Consider the following 15,476-nt stretch of genomic DNA (forward strand, 5'->3'; position numbering starts at 1 on the left):
AGGCGCTCAAAGCGGGGCAGCCACTTTAGGGGCAGGCGCTACCACAGCAGCCGGCTTTTTCTCGACCGTCCCACTGTATCCAAAATACTTCGCCTTGGCGCCCTTGGCCCAATACGCCACCGTGAACTGCTTGCCATCGCGCGCATAAAGCAATTCAAGGCTGCCATTCGCCGCCGCCCATTCCGAATAGGCATTCTCGGCATTGGCCTCAGTCTTCCGCCTGGACTCATAACGCGCGTCCAGCTTGCCGGCGACTTCGTCAAGCGACGAGCGGTCGAACGTAAGAGTCACGAGCGCCACCGTATCCTGCCCATCGCAGTTGACGATGGCCCGACTCAGGCCCGGTAAATTGAAGCGATCCAGGTTCTTGATCTCGATGGCATCGCCACCGGCCCATTGCGCCTTCCCGGTCGTGACACGGTTCGGGCCGGGCGTGAGCCGCGCGCACCGCGTCGTGCCGAGTTCGAGACCAAGCGGAGCGGCCACGTTGCCTGGTGGCTCGGCATGGGCGAGGGACGCGGAAAGCGCGGCGGCGAGCAGGAAAGCCTTCTTCATCTGGGGAATTCTCCGGGCAAACTCTGGAGAGTTTTACGGCGATTCGATGCGGTCACTTGATAGCCGGACCGGGTCAGGCGCTGGCGACCACGTGGATGCGCAGCGCGTCCGCGCCTGCGGCGATGGCGAGCAGGCGGTCGACGTTCGGGTGCGCGCCAGGGCGGTTGCGCGCGTCGGCAGTGTGTTCCGCGAACAGCGCCAGGCCGTACTCTGCGGCCTTCGCGTCCAGCGTGCCGAATGCCTGCTGGAGGGTGTGATACACGGCCAGCGAGCCCTGCTTGCCCGGCTGGTTCTCGATGCTGGCTACCACCGCGCCGCTACCGTCGATCAGTTCGATGCGCGCGATACCGTCGATGCCGGGCATCTGGGCGAGGTTGTCCTTGAATACAGGCGTGGGCTGGATCACTGATTCACTCCGTTTGTTGGCAAAAACGGGGCGTATCTTATCCGATCGCGGGGAAGGCATTGGGATGTGGCGCATAGTCCAGTGTTCGCCGAGCCCAAGCCTGGACCAAAGAAAGGCTTTATTGCTTGCGTTCGGCAGACGGTGCCACGGGCTTGCGCGTTGCCGCCATGTGATGGAAATACGCGAGCAGGTCCTTGAGTTCCGCATCCGGCAGCGTGTGCTGGTCGATCGATGGCATGCGCGCTTCCGGCCACCAGCGCAACGACTGCGGATTGCGGATGAGCCCGGCGAGCTTGTCGTCGCCAAGGTATTCGACCGGGCTGTACGGCATGTTCAGGTCGGGGCCAAGGTGCGAATCCCCGGCGCCGTTCAGCGAGTGGCAGGACAGGCAGACCCGCTGGTAGGCGGCAAAGCCGCGCATCACCGGCCCGTCGGCGGGCTGCCCCGCGGCTGGCCGGATGGCCGGATAGCGCTCGCCGGGCGACCCCGCAATGTCGATGCGCTCGATGTTATAGGTCCAGTAGCTCTCGGTGACTGTCTCGGCACGGCCGGGCGGCGCTGTCCAGACCAGGCGAAAAGGCCCGATGCCCTGGCCCCGGAGCATTGGCCACGGGGCAGCGGGGTTTTCCACCGCCAGCCATGCGCGGGGCTGCGCCTTGCCGTCAGCCAGCAGCGCGCGCATCGGCAGGTGCGATACATAGCCATCGCTTGCGGCGGTCGTGGCGGTGCCGTCAGGCCTCGCTGGCAGGCCCGCAAGCAGCGCAGCGAACGGGATCGCCTTGAGCGTCATGCGCTGCTTCAGGTTCTCGTCGTCAATGGTGATATCCGTGACGCGCGGATCGTGCAGCAGCTGATCGGCGGTCCAGCTTCGCTGTTGCGTGCCGGCGGAGATGGTGAGCGTGCCGGGACCGGCCGCGATGGCCGGTGCGGCCGACGCTGCCACGCCCACGGTGATAGCGATGGCAAGGCCAACGTCGGCTGTCTTCTTTGCGATCCACGCTTTCATGCCCTGATCTCCGGCGGCGGGGGCATGCATTGCCGGCAAGCTCGCCTGGCGCCGTCATCCCGCTCATTAGTGCCCGGGGCCGGATGCCCTGGAGCGGATGAGACTGTAACTCGCCTCGTGCACCGACTCAATCGGCGAGTGCCGTGCCTGTGTGCACACGGAAATGAAGAGACCGTCCCCGGTGGGACGGTCTCTCTCGATGAGCCGGCCACGATGGCGCCGGCCCCGCTGCGGAACGGAGGGCGCGGACTAGCGCCCGTTTCTCCGTTCCTGGCGCGCGGCTCAGTGCTGCAAGGCCGCGACGACTCCCCCCACATTGTTGATCGTGTTGGTCATGGTCTTCAGGTCGACGTTGGTGCGGGTCGACGCATCGACCTGCGTGACCGGAGCGAAGATCGTATTGGGGCTGGCGAACGACACGCCGCTGCCGCCCACGATGGCGTTGGTGCCGGAATTCACGAAGACGCTGCCACCGCGTACGGCGCCCATCTTGGCGTGATCGAGGTCTTGTTCGAGCGGGAGGTTCTGGATGGTCAAGGACATGATGGTCTCCTGGGTAGGCTGAATGAGCTGGACGGGCTGGATTAGTGCTGCAGGGCTGCAACCATGCCGCCCAGGTTGTTGATCGTGTTGGTCACGGTCTTGATGTCGACGTTGGTACGGGTCGAGGCATCGGCTTGCGTGACCGGGGCGAAGATCGTGTTGGGGCTTGCGAACGACACGCCGGCGCCGCCCACAATGGCGTTGGTGCCGGAGTTCACGAAGATGCTGCCGCCGCGAACGGCGCCCATCTTGGCTTGGTCAAGGTCTTGTTCGAGGGGCAGGTTCTGGATGGTGAGGGACATGATGTAACTCCTTTGGGGGTACTGGTTTGGCTTGGGTTGGTGAGCATCGGATGTTGCGCTCGCAGTCATATACGCATGGGGTGTGCCAGCTCCGGTCCGGAAACGACGCGAGTCGATCAACCCATTGAAAATAAAAGAGAAAAGGGCAACTGTCTGGCACGCTGATGATCCTTGGCCACCCGCGCGCTGTCTGCGTAGGACCGACAGGGATTTGGTGGCATGTTTGCCGTGGGCAGACACTCGCCAGCCCCGTGGGTGGTGCGCCGCTCGGCGCGCGCATATTGAGCGGAACAATTGGGCGCCGTTCGCAACGAACCAGGACAGGGCCAACCAGTGTGTGGACATCTGCCCCAAGGGGGGAGTCCCGCACAGGCCATGGTGCGACCGAGATGAAGGAGGGTCGACATGAATGCAAAGGAAGAGCTGGTTCCCGCGACTGAACTGGCGCAGCGCAACCCCATCCGCTTCCCCAATGAAAGCGCGGAATACCGTCAGGCACGCAATGCGCTGCTGGCGGAGGAGATCGAGTTACGCCGCCATATCGAGCGCGTGGCGCAGCAGCGGCGCAGGCTGCCACCAGGCGGAGAGGTGACAAAGCGCTATACGTTCCAGAGTGAAAGCGGCCCGGTCACGCTTGCCGACCTGTTCGGCGACAAGGACACGCTGGTCATCTACAGCTACATGTTCGGGCCACAGCGGGAAAAGCCTTGCCCGATGTGCACATCGATCATGGCATCGTGGGACCACAAGGTGCCGGATATCGAGCAGCGCGTGGCGCTGGCGATGGTGGCCCGCTCGCCCATCGACCGGCTTGTGGCCGCCAGGCGTGCCCGTGGCTGGACGAAGCTGAAGGTCTATGCGGACGTTGATGGCGATTTCACGCGCGACTACGTGAATCCTGAAGATGCCGACATGCCGGCCTATACGGTCTTCACACGCCGGGACGGCCAGATCCGGCATTTCTGGAGCGGCGAGTTGTTCGGCATTCCGCCCGACCCTGGACAGGACCCTCGCGGTGCACCGGACCTGGATCCGCTGTGGAGCTTGCTGGACACCACGCCGGAGGGGCGGGGCAAGGATTGGTATCCCAAGCTGGAATACTAGTGCGCTAGTGAGCGAGCCTGCTGCGCGGCAATCAAGATCCATCACGGCAAATGCAAAGACCGCCCGTTGACGGGCGGTCTTTGTTGCGTCAGGCAGAGGGCGGGCAGAGCGGTGGTACACCGCCCGCCGGATACTGCCTTGCACCGCTCAGTGCTGCAGCGCCGCGACGATGCCACCAATGTTGTTGATGGTGTTCGTCGTGGTCTTGAGGTCGACGTTGGTGCGCGTCGACGCATCGACCTGCGTGACCGGGGCGAAGATCGTGTTGGGGCTGGCGAACGACACGCCGCTGCCGCCGACGATGGCGTTGGTGCCGGAGTTCACGAAGATGCTGCCGCCGCGCACGGCGCCCATCTTGGCGTGGTCGAGGTCTTGTTCGAGGGCGAGGTTCTGGATGGTCAAGGACATGATGGTCTCCTGGGTAGGCTGGATGAACGAGATGGACTGGCTGGGGAATTAGTGCTGCGCGGCCTGCACGATGCCGCCGACGTTGTTGAGCAGGTTGTTGATGCTCGTGAGGTCGACGTTAGTGCGGGTCGAGGCATCGACCTGGGTGACCGGGGCGACGATGATGTTGGGACTGGCGAAGGACACACCGGAGCCGCCCATGATCGCGTTGATGCCGCTGTTCAGGAACAGGCTGCCGCCGCGCACGGCGCTCATCTTGGCGTGGTCGAGGTCTTGTTCGACGGGCAGATTCTGGATGGTGAGGGACATGATGAAACTCCTTGAGGGTGCTGGTCTGGCTTGGGTTTAGAGGGCATCGGGTGTTGCGCTCGCAGTCATATATGCATGGGGTGTGCCAGCCTCGCGTTCACCGCCTCATTTGTCGACCAAGTATTTGAAAATAAAAAGAAAATTACGGTGAGGAGAGGCCAGTCTTGGCCAATGCGGGCTGGCTGAATGTCGGTGGTGGCCAGACACATCCGCTGCGACCTGTTTGCGGAATAACGACACCAGTGGCCCTACGCGTCCGTGGATACCCACATTGACGCGGAACTTCATATGCGTAAAATCGAATTCATAAATATGAATAAAAAGCGGTGCGGCCCGACCGAGCGCATCCGATCAACGCAGTAGTGGAGACACACCTATGAAGCCGAATTTCCGTCGCCGCCTGATGCTCTGTGCGGCCGTGCTGGGCGCCATGCCCGCGCTGGCCTGGAGCGACACCTATCCCAGCAAGCCGATCCGCATGGTCGTGCCGTTCTCCCCGGGCGGCGCCACCGACGTTGTGGCGCGCCTGATCTCGCAGAAGCTTGGCGAGGCGCTGAAGCAATCGGTGGTAGTGGAAAACCGGCCCGGCGCCAACGGCATCATCGGTACCGACGCCGTGGCGCGCGCCGCGCCCGACGGCTACACCTTGCTGCTCAACACGGCAGGGGCGCAGACACTGAGCCCGCTGATCTACAAGGCCAGCTACGACCCGCTCAAGAGCTTCGAGCCGATCTCGCTGATCAGCAATATTGGCTTCGTAATGGTGGTGCACCCGTCAGTGCCGGCCAAGACCGTGCAGGAATTCGTAGCGCTGGCCAAGTCCAAGACCCGGCCGCTGAGCCTGTCGGCGGGCAGCAGCATGATCGAGCTGATCGGCGCCAGCTTTAAAGCGACCGCGGGCACGCCTGACGTCGTCAGCGTGTCCTACAAAGGCACCGGCCCGCAGATGCAGGCCGTGGTGGCGGGCGAGGTCGACATGACGATCGACCCGTTCAACTCGATGGCGATGATCAAGGCCGGCAAGCTGCGCCCGCTGGCGGTGCTGTCGGACAAGCGCTCGCCGGCGCTGCCCGATGTGCCGACCATGCAGGAAGCCGGATATAGCGGCATGGCCTTCGGTTCGTGGGCAGGCCTGCTGGCCCCGACGGGCACGCCCAAGGAAATCATCACGCGCCTGAACAAGGAGGTGACCCGCATCGTCGCACTGCCCGAGATCCGGGAGAAGCTGGCCGCGATCGACTATGACGCCGTGGGCAGCACACCCGAACAGTTCGCGACCGTCATTGCCCAGGACACGGCACGGTGGAAGAAGATCGTGAAGGAGACGAACTACAAGGCCGGTTCGTGATGATGTGACCGTGCGCTTGGCAGCGGCATCGTGACAACGTTGGGTCAGTCCGCTGGCATTGCCGAGCCGCCGGCCTTGCCTTCCATCTCGATGGAAGGCACCTTGCGCCGCCCCCAGTTCACCGATCTGGAGCGTACGTCCGTCGTCGGCGTTCTCAGTCGCACCGGGTGAGTGCGGCACCACACGCATCTCGCAATCCCCGCTTGGGCGCGGGCACGCCATCGACTACGTTGAAAGTCCGGCATCGGCTTCAAGGGCTGACGATGGAAAGACTGAACGGGCGCACGGCCCTGCTGATCCCGGCAGGGCTGCTGGCCGTTTTTGCCGCAAGAGGCGCGTACGCGTCGGATATCGCCTGTACGGCCCCTTTGGGCGGTGCATTGGCGCGTTGCGCAGAGCCTTACGGCAGCGGCGTTGGGTGCGAGCCGCGTGCTGGGGCAGCGGGCGCCCGCAAGGAACACCTGATCTGCGAATACACCATGCTGTCGGAGCGTTACGAGCAGATCTATGCTGAACAGCAGCGGATGCTGCGCAAGGGCGCCATGCAGAACGCCGACCTTGCCGCATGGCGCGCGAAGCGGGACGCTTGTGATTCCGTGCGGTGCTTGGACAGCGTCTTCCATATGTTCTGGCGGCAGCGCGATGCCATGCTGAAGGCGCCGGTCAAGCAGATGTTTGCCCGGTCGGGTGCCTCGGACAACGCGGCCGCCACGACGCGCGAAGCAGCGTCGCGGCCGGCGGTGCCGGTGCCGAAGTTCGCCGGGCATGATGCACCCGCCGCCGCTGTTGCACCCGCGTCCATCGTTGCACCCGCGTCCATCGTTGCTCCGAGGCCCGCGGCTGGCGCGCCGATCGATCCGTCAGCGTTGGAAGCAATACCCGAGCGGCCCCGTCATGCCGCGCCGGTCCCGGCGGCAAAGATCCAGCCACGCGAGAAGCGGGGGGGCGGTCCGCTGATCCTGGAAAGCCTGGCGTCCGGGCTCGCCGTGCTGGGCGCGGGAGCGGGCTTTGTTTGGAATCGCCGGCGCTCCGTGCCGCAGGAGGGAGAGAAAGCGATCCAGCCTGGAAGAATCCCGGCCATGATGATGGTCGCGTATGGCTTGCTGCTTCTGAATGCGCTTCTGCTGCCGTTCACGCTGGGCCTGCGGTAACGCGCGTTGGCCGTAGCGCTGCCCATGTCGCCTATCGCGCAGGCCACGTCGTACCGTCGCGAATCGAACCGATCGACCCGGTGGCCAACGCCAGCGCCGCCGTGGCGGCCAGCGCGCCGCTGTAGGCATCGGCCGAGGCATTCTGCGCAAGCAGCAGCTGATTCTGCGCGAGGTTGGCCTCCGTCACCGACCCAACGCCCTTGCGGTAGGCGGCGAACGCGGCGTCATACGTGATCCGGGCCGCATCAGCCAGCGCCGTGGCCGCGTCATAGGCGGCGAGGCTCGATTCCAGCGCGCTCTGGCTGACCACCACTTGCCGTACGGACTCTTCTTTCGCGCGGCTCAGTTTCGTCGAGGCGCTGTCGGCGTCGTTGCGCGCCTGCGCGAGCACCGCGGAGCGCAGGCCGCCGTCGTAGATCGGCACCGTGACGCCAAGAAAGACGCTGGAACCATAGCGGTAGCCGTTCAGGTTGACAGTCGGCGGCTGCTGGCCGATGGGCGGAATTGCGGTAATGGCCGATCCGCCCGATGCATACGATGTGAACGCCGACAGGAAGACCTTCGGCATGAAGCCGGCCTCGGCTGATTTCACGCGTGCCTGGCTTGCGCGCTCCACTGCATAGGCGGCGAGTACATCGGGTCGCCGCGCGATCGCGGTTTCGACGATCTGTTCGACCGAGCTGCGCAGCGTGGGGGAGAGCGGCCGCAACGGCATCTCCGCGACCTGCGGCCGGGACAATGGCGAAATGCCGACCGCCGTCACGAGTGCCAGATAGGCATCGGTCTCCGCACCCTTCGCCTGGACCATGGCCAGGTTGGTCTGCGCGCGGTTCTGCGTGGCCTGGGCGACTTCCACGACGGTGCCGATGCCTCGCTGAAAGCGCGCCTTGGCCGCGGCCTGCACTGCATCGGCATTCTCCATCGCCTGCTGCGCGGTGCGCGCACGCGAGCGCGCCGCCTGGTAGCGATAGAACGCGACGCTGACGTCGTGGATGATCTTCTGGTGGACGGCATTGAACGCGATATTGGCCGCGACCGATAGCTGCTCCGTGGCATCGACAATGCCCGCACGTTCGCCGAAATCAAACAGCAGCCATTGCAGCGACAGGACCGAGATCGCACCGTGGTTCGATGAATTCGCGCCGACCGGGCCCAGCACCGTCGACGTGGAGCTGTGGCCGTTCTGGTAGCCGCCCATGGCGGCGGCCGAGATGTACGGCAAATAGCTCGCCTTGGCAATGCCGGCGGCCAGCGCTGCGTTGCGCGCATCGTTCCACGCAATGCGCGTGAGCGGGTTGGTGGATTCGGCCAGGTCGATCAGCTCGGGCAGCGTGTAGGCATGCGCGGGGTCGAGCGTGGCCGCTGGCGAAACCGCCGCCAGCGCCGGGTTTGCCGGCAGCGTGTAGTCGGACGGCGCTGGCACGGGTTGGTCGGCGGCACCCGGCACGATCTCGCCCGATGCCGTGGTGATGGGATGCCACGGGCGGTCCGGCTGCTCCGGCGCGAGGTCGAGCGACGACGTGGCGCAGCCCGCCAGGGTCAGCGCGCACAGCGTCAGCGCGGCCAGGGACTCAGGTTTGCGCATGAATCGATGAAGGGGAGCCCGTGTCCGACGCGTCGGCATGGGACGTTTCGAGTTGTTGGTCGACGATGGCGAGCAGTGCCTGGCGGGCCCGGACATCGTCGGGAGCGTCGGGTATCGCTTCAGCGTGCCGCGGGGCTGTCTGCAGCGGGATGTTGGTCCGCAGACGGTGCAGGCGCTGTGCAAGCGCCGGATCACCGGGAAAGCGCTCGGCGAGCAGGAACATGGGACCGGAGATCGCATCGAGGGTGGCCAGCCGCTCGCGGTGGATGTCCACCCATTCCTGTGCGGGCCCGACGGAAGCCGGTTCGTAGTGCGCCAGAATCAGGTCCTGCGTGATCGTGCCATGCAGGGCGAGCGCGGCTGCCGCATGCTGGCGCCGCGCGGTGGGCTGCGGCGTATCGACCAGCGCCTGCCATTGCGTGACCAGTGCCGCCAGCGCGGATTCGATGCGCCCGGCGATGCTGACTGGCCAGATACGCGTGAACACCAGGTAGACGACCAAGTTGCCAAGCAAGACGCCGATCACGCGGTCACGTGCGATAGTCAGGTCGAAGCCGGGCGCGGCGCCCTGCACCACGCACAGGTAGAACCCAAACGCAATCTGGAAGCCCGCATACGCAATGCGCGGCGAGCCCTGTGCCACCCATGCGGAAATCCACGTGCCGGCAAACACCAGCAGCATCAGGCCGCCGATGGACGACAGCGACGGGACCACGTAGACGATGGCGGCAGTCCCGATCACCGCGCCGACCAGGCAGCCGGCCAAACGCAGCCAGAGCTTTTCCACGGACTCGGCCGTGGTGCCGAGCGACACCAGATAGCAGGTGATGAAGCAGGTATGAATGCCGGGCCAGTTGAGCTGCTGGTACAGCACGTAGCAGAACATCGCCGCGCCGGTGGTCTTGAGCGCGTAGCGGACGTGGTCGGGATTGGTGAATGCGTCGGCGCTCAGAAAACCGCTTTTCGGCGTTGCCGCTGCGCGTGCCGGCGCATCGCTGGGATCTGTGCCGGCTTCGGCATAGCCATCGATGGCCGCGACCAGCTCGCGCAAGACGGCTTGTTGAACCGGCGAGAGGTTGTCGATGGGCGCTGCCTGCAATGCAATCTCGAGCGGATAGCCGCCAGCAGCGAGCATGCGGGCCATTTCGTCGAGCGTGTCTGCAAGGCTTGCTGCCGTGGCCGATGGAAGCTGTGCGCTGGATTGTCGTTGCGTCACGTCGGCGGCTAGCAGGATGGCCAGGGTCGATGCCGTTGCCTGCTGCAGCGCGTGCAGATCCTGGACGTTGAGGGCGCCTTCGACCCTGGCAAGCCTGAGCCAGCCCGCGACGGGTTGAAGGCCGCCATGCAGCGCCTCATGCAATGCGTCCCCGCCGCCGTTGTCCAGCGGGTCCCGCAGGCATCGCGCGGCTATACGCAGGCAATGCGCAAGGCGGTCCGTTGCCAGCCGGCGCGGCGACGGACCCATCGCGAGGTTGACGACAATGTTCACGCCGATCGGGATCGCCACCATCAGCCAGGCATAGAGCAGTGCGCGCGTCGCGACTTCGCCACCGGGCACGAGCCCGAGTTCGTCGAGTGCGAAGCCGATGATCATCGCGACGATCGCGCCCACCGGCCGCAGCTTGCTGGCCGAAGTCAGGAAGAGCAGGACAGCAGACAGCACCGCCATGCACGTTACGCGGCGCATGGGGTCATCGACGCTGAAGTCGGCGAGCCACACCACCAGCGCAATGATCAGGCTGACCAGCACCAGTGCTGCCGCGCTCATGATGATGCTGGTGGTCCGGTCGGCGCGGTTGATGAAGAAGATGACGTATGCCGAGATGGCCGCCTCTGGCGTGCCGTAGATACTTGTGACCAATACCGTCAGCGTGCAGCCAACGGTGATACGCGTCGCGCCCGCATAGCGGCCTGGCAACGGCGCGAGCAGTGCACCGATATCGGCAAGGCGCAGGCGCAGCTTGTCAGCGGCAGGCTGCGCCATGCCGGATCTCGACAGTTGCGCTCGCGCCCACGCGGGCCAGTGCCTCGGGCGGGTCTTCCAGGCGGATTCGCACCGGGAAGCGCTTGGCCACGCGCACCCAGTTCACCGACGGCTGCACATAAGGCAGCGAGCGCGGCAGGTTGATGCGGTCCGTGTCGGTCACGCCGATGCCGATGCCGTCAACTTTGCCGCGCAAGGCTTGGCTGCGGTCGATCATCGAGTACACCGTGGCGCAGTCGCCGATGCGGATGTTGGCCAGCGACGTCTCGCGGAAATTGCCGACCGCGAACCACTCGCCGGTATGCACGAGCAGGAACAGGGACTGATTCGGGATCACGACCTCGCCGGACAGCACGGTCAGGCCGCTCACGCGCCCGGCGTGGGGCGCGCGGACCTTGGTGTCGTCAAGTGCGCGCTGCGCAATGGCCAGCGCGGCCTCGCGCGCGTGTACGGTGGCAATGGCATCGTCTTCATTGCCAACAGCGCCTGCCGTAGCGGCGCGCTGCGTATTGGCCTGCCTGAGCGATACGCCGGCGTCGCGCTGGGCCACTTGCGCCTGGTCCAGCTGCTGCGCGGGTACGTAGCCGTCCGCGACGAGCGGGCGCAAGCGTTCGACGGTGCGGGCAGTCAGCGCGTAGTTCTGCTCGGCGCGATTGGTCTGCTCGGAAGCGATCGAGGCCGTGGCGCGCTCGGTGGCGATGGTGCGCTGCCTGGTGCCCAGCGCGGCCCGCGCCAGTTCGAGATCGGCGCGCGCCTGCGCAACAACCAGCTGGTAGGGCACGGGATCGATCTCGAACAACACGTCGCCCTTGGCGACCAGCTGGTTCTCGGCCACATGGATCTTCGAAATGCGTCCGCCGACGGGCGATGCCACATGGACGATATCGGCGTCGAGCGAGGCGTCGTCGGAAGACGGATAGCGGCTGGTGCGCTGGTAGGCGTAGACGGAAAGAAGGACAGCCAGCAGGACGATCACCGGCGCGATCAGTTTGCCGCGCTTCGGGCTGCTGCGTACGCCGGCCATTTTCATAGGAGGTGCCCCGAACCCAGTAACCAGACGATTTCCGCAATGATCAGGCCGATCGCGGTGTTGACCAGCAGTTGCGCGCGGACGATTTCCGCCCAGCCTGTCGCGAAGAAGATCCGGTAGGACACGACCGCGCCCGCGATGCCGGCCAGCGCGCTCAGCAGCCAGAGCGGGAAGTAGGCGCCGAACAATCCGAGAGACGGCGCACCGGCGCAACCATAAAGCGAAGTAGCTAGCGCGATGAGCGCAAGCGAGCGTGCCATGGGATCTGGGTCGAAATCGGTCGCCGTAATATAGCAGCGCGGCTTGCGCGTTGTCCAAGGCACACCGCCGGCACATACCCGGTGCTCACGCCGATGCGCGTCCTGCTACAGTGACACCCGCGGCCACGACCGCGGCAGCCGCACCGCAGCGGCTACGACAGACAATTTCCAGGGGACACCATCCATGAACCGCAAAGGCTTGCTCGACGCCGCCGATTCCCTCGACGAACTCGCAGCCGGCAGGCAACCGGCGCCGGCCAGGGTCGCCGCCGGGGCCGCCGCACTCGAACGCATTCACGCGGATTATCCGGGCTGGCGCGATGTCGGCGACGCGCTGTTCGGACTCAAGGCCCTGGCCGACGGCTGCGCCATGGACCTGGACGCCAACGGGCGCCAGCGTGCCGGCCGGTTGGCCGATGTCGTTCGCAGCCTGCTCGATCAGATCTGACACGACGGCGGCACACGGCTGCGGGCTTGGAACGCACTTCACGGGCGGTGCCGGTGCTGGGCTCTCGCCATGGTGGCGGGCCGAACGCATGCCTTGGCGCGGGTGCAGCATGCCGGAAGGATACCCGGCGTCCCAGCCTTGTTGTGCCGGAGCGACGTGGGCGCCTCGCGCTGCAGCATCGATTCGTAAAAAAATGTTATAAACATGACGTATAATGCACTTTAAGCGCAATTGTATGGTCATGTATTGGGTAACTACCTAGGGATCAACTTAGAGGTCTTCCTCTAATCTGTGCACCCTGGTTGAACGCGGCTCTGGCCGGCGCGTTTCCCACCAGGAATACCAACTTCCGGTCAGCGCACCATGGCGGCACATGGCGCGATGCTGGCCGGCGATCCCAAGGAGAACTCAAGCATGTCCGCCTTTACGTCCGATCAGTTTGCGGCACTCCACAAGACCAACCTGGCCAACCTGGCCATGATGTCGAAGTCCACGATCGACGGCTTCCAAAAGCTGACTGAACTGAACCTCAAGACCGCCAAGTCCGCGCTGACGGAAGGCCAGGAGAACCTGAAAGCCGTGCTCGGTGGAAAAGACCTTCGCGACGTCCTTGCCGTGCAAGGCAGCCTGGCCCAGCCCACGACCGAGAAGGCCATCTCCTATGCGCGCCAGGTTTGCGAGATCGCCGCGCAGGCGCAAGCCGAACTGGCCCGCGCCGTGGAAGAGCAATACGAGCAGCATCACCGCAATCTGCAGGCGTTCGTCGATACCTTCGTGAAGAATGCGCCGGCCGGTTCGGAAGCGGTGTCGGCCCTGCTGCAGTCCACCGTCGACGCTGCTGGCAACACCTACCGTTCGGCTCAGGCCATCTCGAAGCAGATGTCCGATGTCGCGCGCAGCAACCTGGCTGCCGCAGCGGCTTCGACCAAAGCCTGATCTCCCGCGCGGGCATCGCCCGCATCAGCAAGACGCCAGCGCAATGTATGCATGCGCTGGCACAAGCACGTCATCAGCCTGTCCGATTCGCTCGGTTCGTCCGCCGATGCCACGATCCCGCTGGTAGTGCCGCTGTTCCACGTCAACGCATGGGGACTGCCTTATGCGGCCGCGATGACTGGCGCCAAGCTGGTGCTGCCCGGGCCGCATCTTGACGGCAAGAGCATCTATGACCTGCTGCGCGATGAGCGCGTCACGCTGGCGGCCGGTGTTCCGACCATCTGGCAGATCCGCGCACAGGCGGCTCTTGGGCAGGCCGCCTGCATTTACGCCGACACCAGTTCGCAGAACCGCTCCAGGTCGATATTGCCGCCGCTGATGATGATGCCGATGCGCTTGCCCTTCAGCGCATCCTTCATATGCATGGCGGCGGCCAGGCCTAGGCAGCCCGTGGGCTCGACGATCATCTTCATGCGTGTGGCGTAGAACTTCATCGCTTCCACCAGTTGGGCATCGGACGCCGTCAGGATATCGTCGACGTCCCGCTTGATGATGCTGAACGTGTACTGCCCGAGATGCTGCGTCTGGGCGCCGTCCGCAATGGTCTTCGGGGTATCGATGTGCACGATGGCGCCGCTGCGGAACGACTGCTGCCCATCGTTGCCGGCTTCAGGTTCGACGCCAAAGAGCTTGCATTGAGGCGACAGCGCGCGTGTGGTCAGTGCGGTGCCGGATAGCAATCCACCGCCGCCGAGCGGCGTCAGCACGACGTCCAGTGCGCCGACCGCCTCGAACAGTTCCTTTGTTGCCGTGCCCTGGCCGGACAGGACGTCCGGATGGTCATAGGGCGGAATCAGCGTGAAGCCGTGTTCGTCGGCCAGGCGGCGCCCGATGGCTTCGCGGTCCTCGGTGTAGCGGTCGTAGATCACGACATTGGCGCCGTAGCCTTTGGTTGCCGCGACCTTGGCCGCCGGTGCGTCGTGCGGCATCACGATGGTGGCGGGAATGCCAAGCAGCTTTGCCGACAGCGCGATGCCCTGCGCATGGTTGCCCGACGAGAACGCCACCACACCCGCTCGGCGTTGCGCGGGGCTGAACTTCGCCAGCGCGTTGTACGCGCCGCGGAACTTGAACGCTCCCATGCGCTGGAAATTCTCGCATTTGAAGAAGACTTCGGCGCCGAGCATGTCATTGAGCGTGCGCGACGTATTGACCGGCGTGCGGTTGGCAACGCCATCAAGGCGCTTCGCGGCTTCCTGGACGTCTGCGTACGTTGGTAGCTTCAGTTCGGTCATCGGCTGTCCTGTTGCGTGGGATGAGACCGATATCCTACAGGCCTGTCGGAGATGCGCTGAATTGCAGCGCCATGGGCGCGCAAGCGGCGTTTGCGAGGCACTGCCATGCTAGGATGAACGCCAACGCAGCAGTCTCCCCCGCACCATGACACTCTATGCGACCCTTGGCGTCGAATCGGACGCCACCCTGGACGAGATCAAGCGCGCCTACCGCCGTGCCGCGATGAAGTGGCACCCCGACCGCAACCCCGGCCGCGAGGCCGAGGCACACCTGGCCTTCCAGGAAATCCGCGACGCATACGCCATCCTCTCCGATGAGACGCAACGCCGCGTGTACGACGACGTATTCGCGCAGGAAATGCGCCGCTGGCAAGCGGAACACGCCGCGCAGGAAGAACAGGAGCAAGCGGCGCAGCGCGAAGCGCAACGCCTTGCGCAGGAACACTACGAAAAGATGGTCGTCATCGCGATGCGTTTCGCCGACGACGGCCACAACCGTGACGTCCTCTTCGGCGTGCTGCTTGGCCACGATTGCGAGGCAGAACTGGCGGGGCGAATCGCCGACAGCGTGTGGGCCTTGCAGGAGTCGCGCAAGGCACAACAGGAGGCTGAAGAAGAGGCTGCACCGGAGATCGGGCCTGAGGAGGATGCGGCGAAGCCCACCAGCCGTCACCCCGGGGCTTTCGAGTCGTTCTGGCAGGGCCTGTTCGGAATCCGTACATAGCGCGTGCGCTGTCTGAGCGGGGCGTCGGCCCGCGACGCCTTTCGCATTCCATCCGCGCATTTCCCTTTCCAGGTCCTGCAAC

General features: G+C 65.0%; 19 protein-coding genes and 1 pseudogene. 8 read left to right on the forward strand and 12 right to left on the reverse strand.

Translation table 11 applies throughout. The features are described 5' to 3' along the window. Positions 1-6: 6 nt before the first annotated feature. The 5 genes from K2O51_RS11985 to K2O51_RS12005 form a co-directional block, all read right to left on the reverse strand. Complete coding sequence (locus tag K2O51_RS11985) at positions 7-555, reverse strand: hypothetical protein (protein ID WP_220630284.1); 549 nt, start codon at positions 553-555, stop codon at positions 7-9. Between the two features lie 73 nt (positions 556-628). After that, the gene (locus tag K2O51_RS11990; protein WP_220630285.1) at positions 629-961 is read right to left on the reverse strand and encodes a DUF2322 family protein; all 333 of its coding nucleotides are present in this window, start codon (positions 959-961) and stop codon (positions 629-631) included. A 118-nt stretch (positions 962-1,079) separates the two neighbouring features. Further along, the gene (locus tag K2O51_RS11995) at positions 1,080-1,967 is read right to left on the reverse strand and encodes a c-type cytochrome (RefSeq protein ID WP_011300480.1); all 888 of its coding nucleotides are present in this window, start codon (positions 1,965-1,967) and stop codon (positions 1,080-1,082) included. Positions 1,968-2,249: 282 nt separating this feature from the next. Next, positions 2,250-2,510 carry a hypothetical protein gene (locus K2O51_RS12000; RefSeq protein ID WP_011300479.1) on the reverse strand — a complete coding sequence of 87 codons (261 nt, stop codon included), beginning with the start codon at positions 2,508-2,510 and terminating at the stop codon, positions 2,250-2,252. Positions 2,511-2,551: 41 nt separating this feature from the next. Next, complete coding sequence (locus K2O51_RS12005; protein WP_011300478.1) at positions 2,552-2,812, reverse strand: hypothetical protein; 261 nt, start codon at positions 2,810-2,812, stop codon at positions 2,552-2,554. Positions 2,813-3,217: 405 nt separating this feature from the next. Here K2O51_RS12005 and K2O51_RS12010 point away from each other — a divergent pair, with 405 nt between their 5' ends. Further along, a complete protein-coding gene (locus K2O51_RS12010) occupies positions 3,218-3,916 on the forward strand; it encodes a DUF899 family protein (protein ID WP_011300477.1) in 699 nt (232 codons plus the stop codon). Between the two features lie 147 nt (positions 3,917-4,063). Here the strand turns inward: K2O51_RS12010 and K2O51_RS12015 are convergent, their stop codons facing one another. Together K2O51_RS12015 and K2O51_RS12020 are read right to left on the reverse strand one after the other, a co-directional pair. Beyond that, complete coding sequence (locus K2O51_RS12015) at positions 4,064-4,324, reverse strand: hypothetical protein (RefSeq protein ID WP_011300476.1); 261 nt, start codon at positions 4,322-4,324, stop codon at positions 4,064-4,066. Between the two features lie 48 nt (positions 4,325-4,372). After that, positions 4,373-4,633 (reverse strand): hypothetical protein, encoded by a 261-nt coding sequence (locus K2O51_RS12020; RefSeq protein ID WP_011300475.1) that lies wholly within the window; start codon positions 4,631-4,633, stop codon positions 4,373-4,375. A gap of 376 nt (positions 4,634-5,009) precedes the next feature. Between K2O51_RS12020 and K2O51_RS12025 the strand changes: the two genes are divergently transcribed. The 3 genes from K2O51_RS12025 (at position 5,010) to K2O51_RS12035 (ending at position 7,132) form a co-directional block, all read left to right on the forward strand. Then, positions 5,010-5,981 (forward strand): Bug family tripartite tricarboxylate transporter substrate binding protein, encoded by a 972-nt coding sequence (locus K2O51_RS12025; protein ID WP_140953090.1) that lies wholly within the window; start codon positions 5,010-5,012, stop codon positions 5,979-5,981. A 30-nt stretch (positions 5,982-6,011) separates the two neighbouring features. Next, positions 6,012-6,152, forward strand: coding sequence for a hypothetical protein (locus tag K2O51_RS12030; protein ID WP_220630286.1), 141 nt, complete (start codon positions 6,012-6,014; stop codon positions 6,150-6,152). Between the two features lie 92 nt (positions 6,153-6,244). Next, complete coding sequence (locus tag K2O51_RS12035; protein WP_220630287.1) at positions 6,245-7,132, forward strand: GntR family transcriptional regulator; 888 nt, start codon at positions 6,245-6,247, stop codon at positions 7,130-7,132. 31 nt (positions 7,133-7,163) lie between these two features. Here K2O51_RS12035 and K2O51_RS12040 read toward each other — a convergent pair whose 3' ends face one another. The 4 genes from K2O51_RS12040 to K2O51_RS12055 are packed head-to-tail and all read right to left on the reverse strand — an operon-like array spanning position 7,164 to position 11,991. Continuing rightward, positions 7,164-8,717, reverse strand: coding sequence for a TolC family protein (locus K2O51_RS12040; protein ID WP_140953278.1), 1,554 nt, complete (start codon positions 8,715-8,717; stop codon positions 7,164-7,166). Next, positions 8,704-10,701: an FUSC family protein gene (locus tag K2O51_RS12045; RefSeq protein WP_220630288.1), complete on the reverse strand. Its 1,998-nt coding sequence runs from the start codon at positions 10,699-10,701 to the stop codon at positions 8,704-8,706. Before K2O51_RS12045 ends, K2O51_RS12040 begins: the two co-directional genes overlap by 14 nt. Then, complete coding sequence (mdtN, locus tag K2O51_RS12050; RefSeq protein WP_220630289.1) at positions 10,682-11,731, reverse strand: multidrug transporter subunit MdtN; 1,050 nt, start codon at positions 11,729-11,731, stop codon at positions 10,682-10,684. The genes K2O51_RS12045 and mdtN overlap by 20 nt, the downstream gene beginning before the upstream one ends. Then, positions 11,728-11,991: a hypothetical protein gene (locus K2O51_RS12055; protein WP_140953275.1), complete on the reverse strand. Its 264-nt coding sequence runs from the start codon at positions 11,989-11,991 to the stop codon at positions 11,728-11,730. The genes mdtN and K2O51_RS12055 overlap by 4 nt, the downstream gene beginning before the upstream one ends. A 184-nt stretch (positions 11,992-12,175) precedes the next feature. Here K2O51_RS12055 and K2O51_RS12060 point away from each other — a divergent pair, with 184 nt between their 5' ends. From K2O51_RS12060 to K2O51_RS12070, 3 genes and pseudogenes are all read left to right on the forward strand, one after another. Further along, positions 12,176-12,439 carry a hypothetical protein gene (locus tag K2O51_RS12060; protein ID WP_011300468.1) on the forward strand — a complete coding sequence of 88 codons (264 nt, stop codon included), beginning with the start codon at positions 12,176-12,178 and terminating at the stop codon, positions 12,437-12,439. A gap of 414 nt (positions 12,440-12,853) precedes the next feature. Further along, positions 12,854-13,375 (forward strand): phasin family protein, encoded by a 522-nt coding sequence (locus tag K2O51_RS12065; protein WP_011300467.1) that lies wholly within the window; start codon positions 12,854-12,856, stop codon positions 13,373-13,375. A gap of 117 nt (positions 13,376-13,492) precedes the next feature. Further along, positions 13,493-13,660, forward strand: a pseudogene (locus K2O51_RS12070) (AMP-binding protein); the annotation flags it as partial. Positions 13,661-13,701: 41 nt separating this feature from the next. Here the strand turns inward: K2O51_RS12070 and K2O51_RS12075 are convergent. Beyond that, the gene (locus K2O51_RS12075; RefSeq protein WP_140953274.1) at positions 13,702-14,670 is read right to left on the reverse strand and encodes a threo-3-hydroxy-L-aspartate ammonia-lyase; all 969 of its coding nucleotides are present in this window, start codon (positions 14,668-14,670) and stop codon (positions 13,702-13,704) included. A gap of 145 nt (positions 14,671-14,815) precedes the next feature. On the opposite strand from K2O51_RS12075, the gene K2O51_RS12080 reads away from it, so the two are divergent. Further along, positions 14,816-15,394: a J domain-containing protein gene (locus tag K2O51_RS12080; RefSeq protein WP_140953273.1), complete on the forward strand. Its 579-nt coding sequence runs from the start codon at positions 14,816-14,818 to the stop codon at positions 15,392-15,394. Positions 15,395-15,476 lie beyond the last annotated feature (82 nt).

It is taken from the genome of Cupriavidus pinatubonensis (assembly GCF_019602855.1).
Classification (GTDB): Bacteria; Pseudomonadota; Gammaproteobacteria; order Burkholderiales; family Burkholderiaceae; genus Cupriavidus; species Cupriavidus pinatubonensis.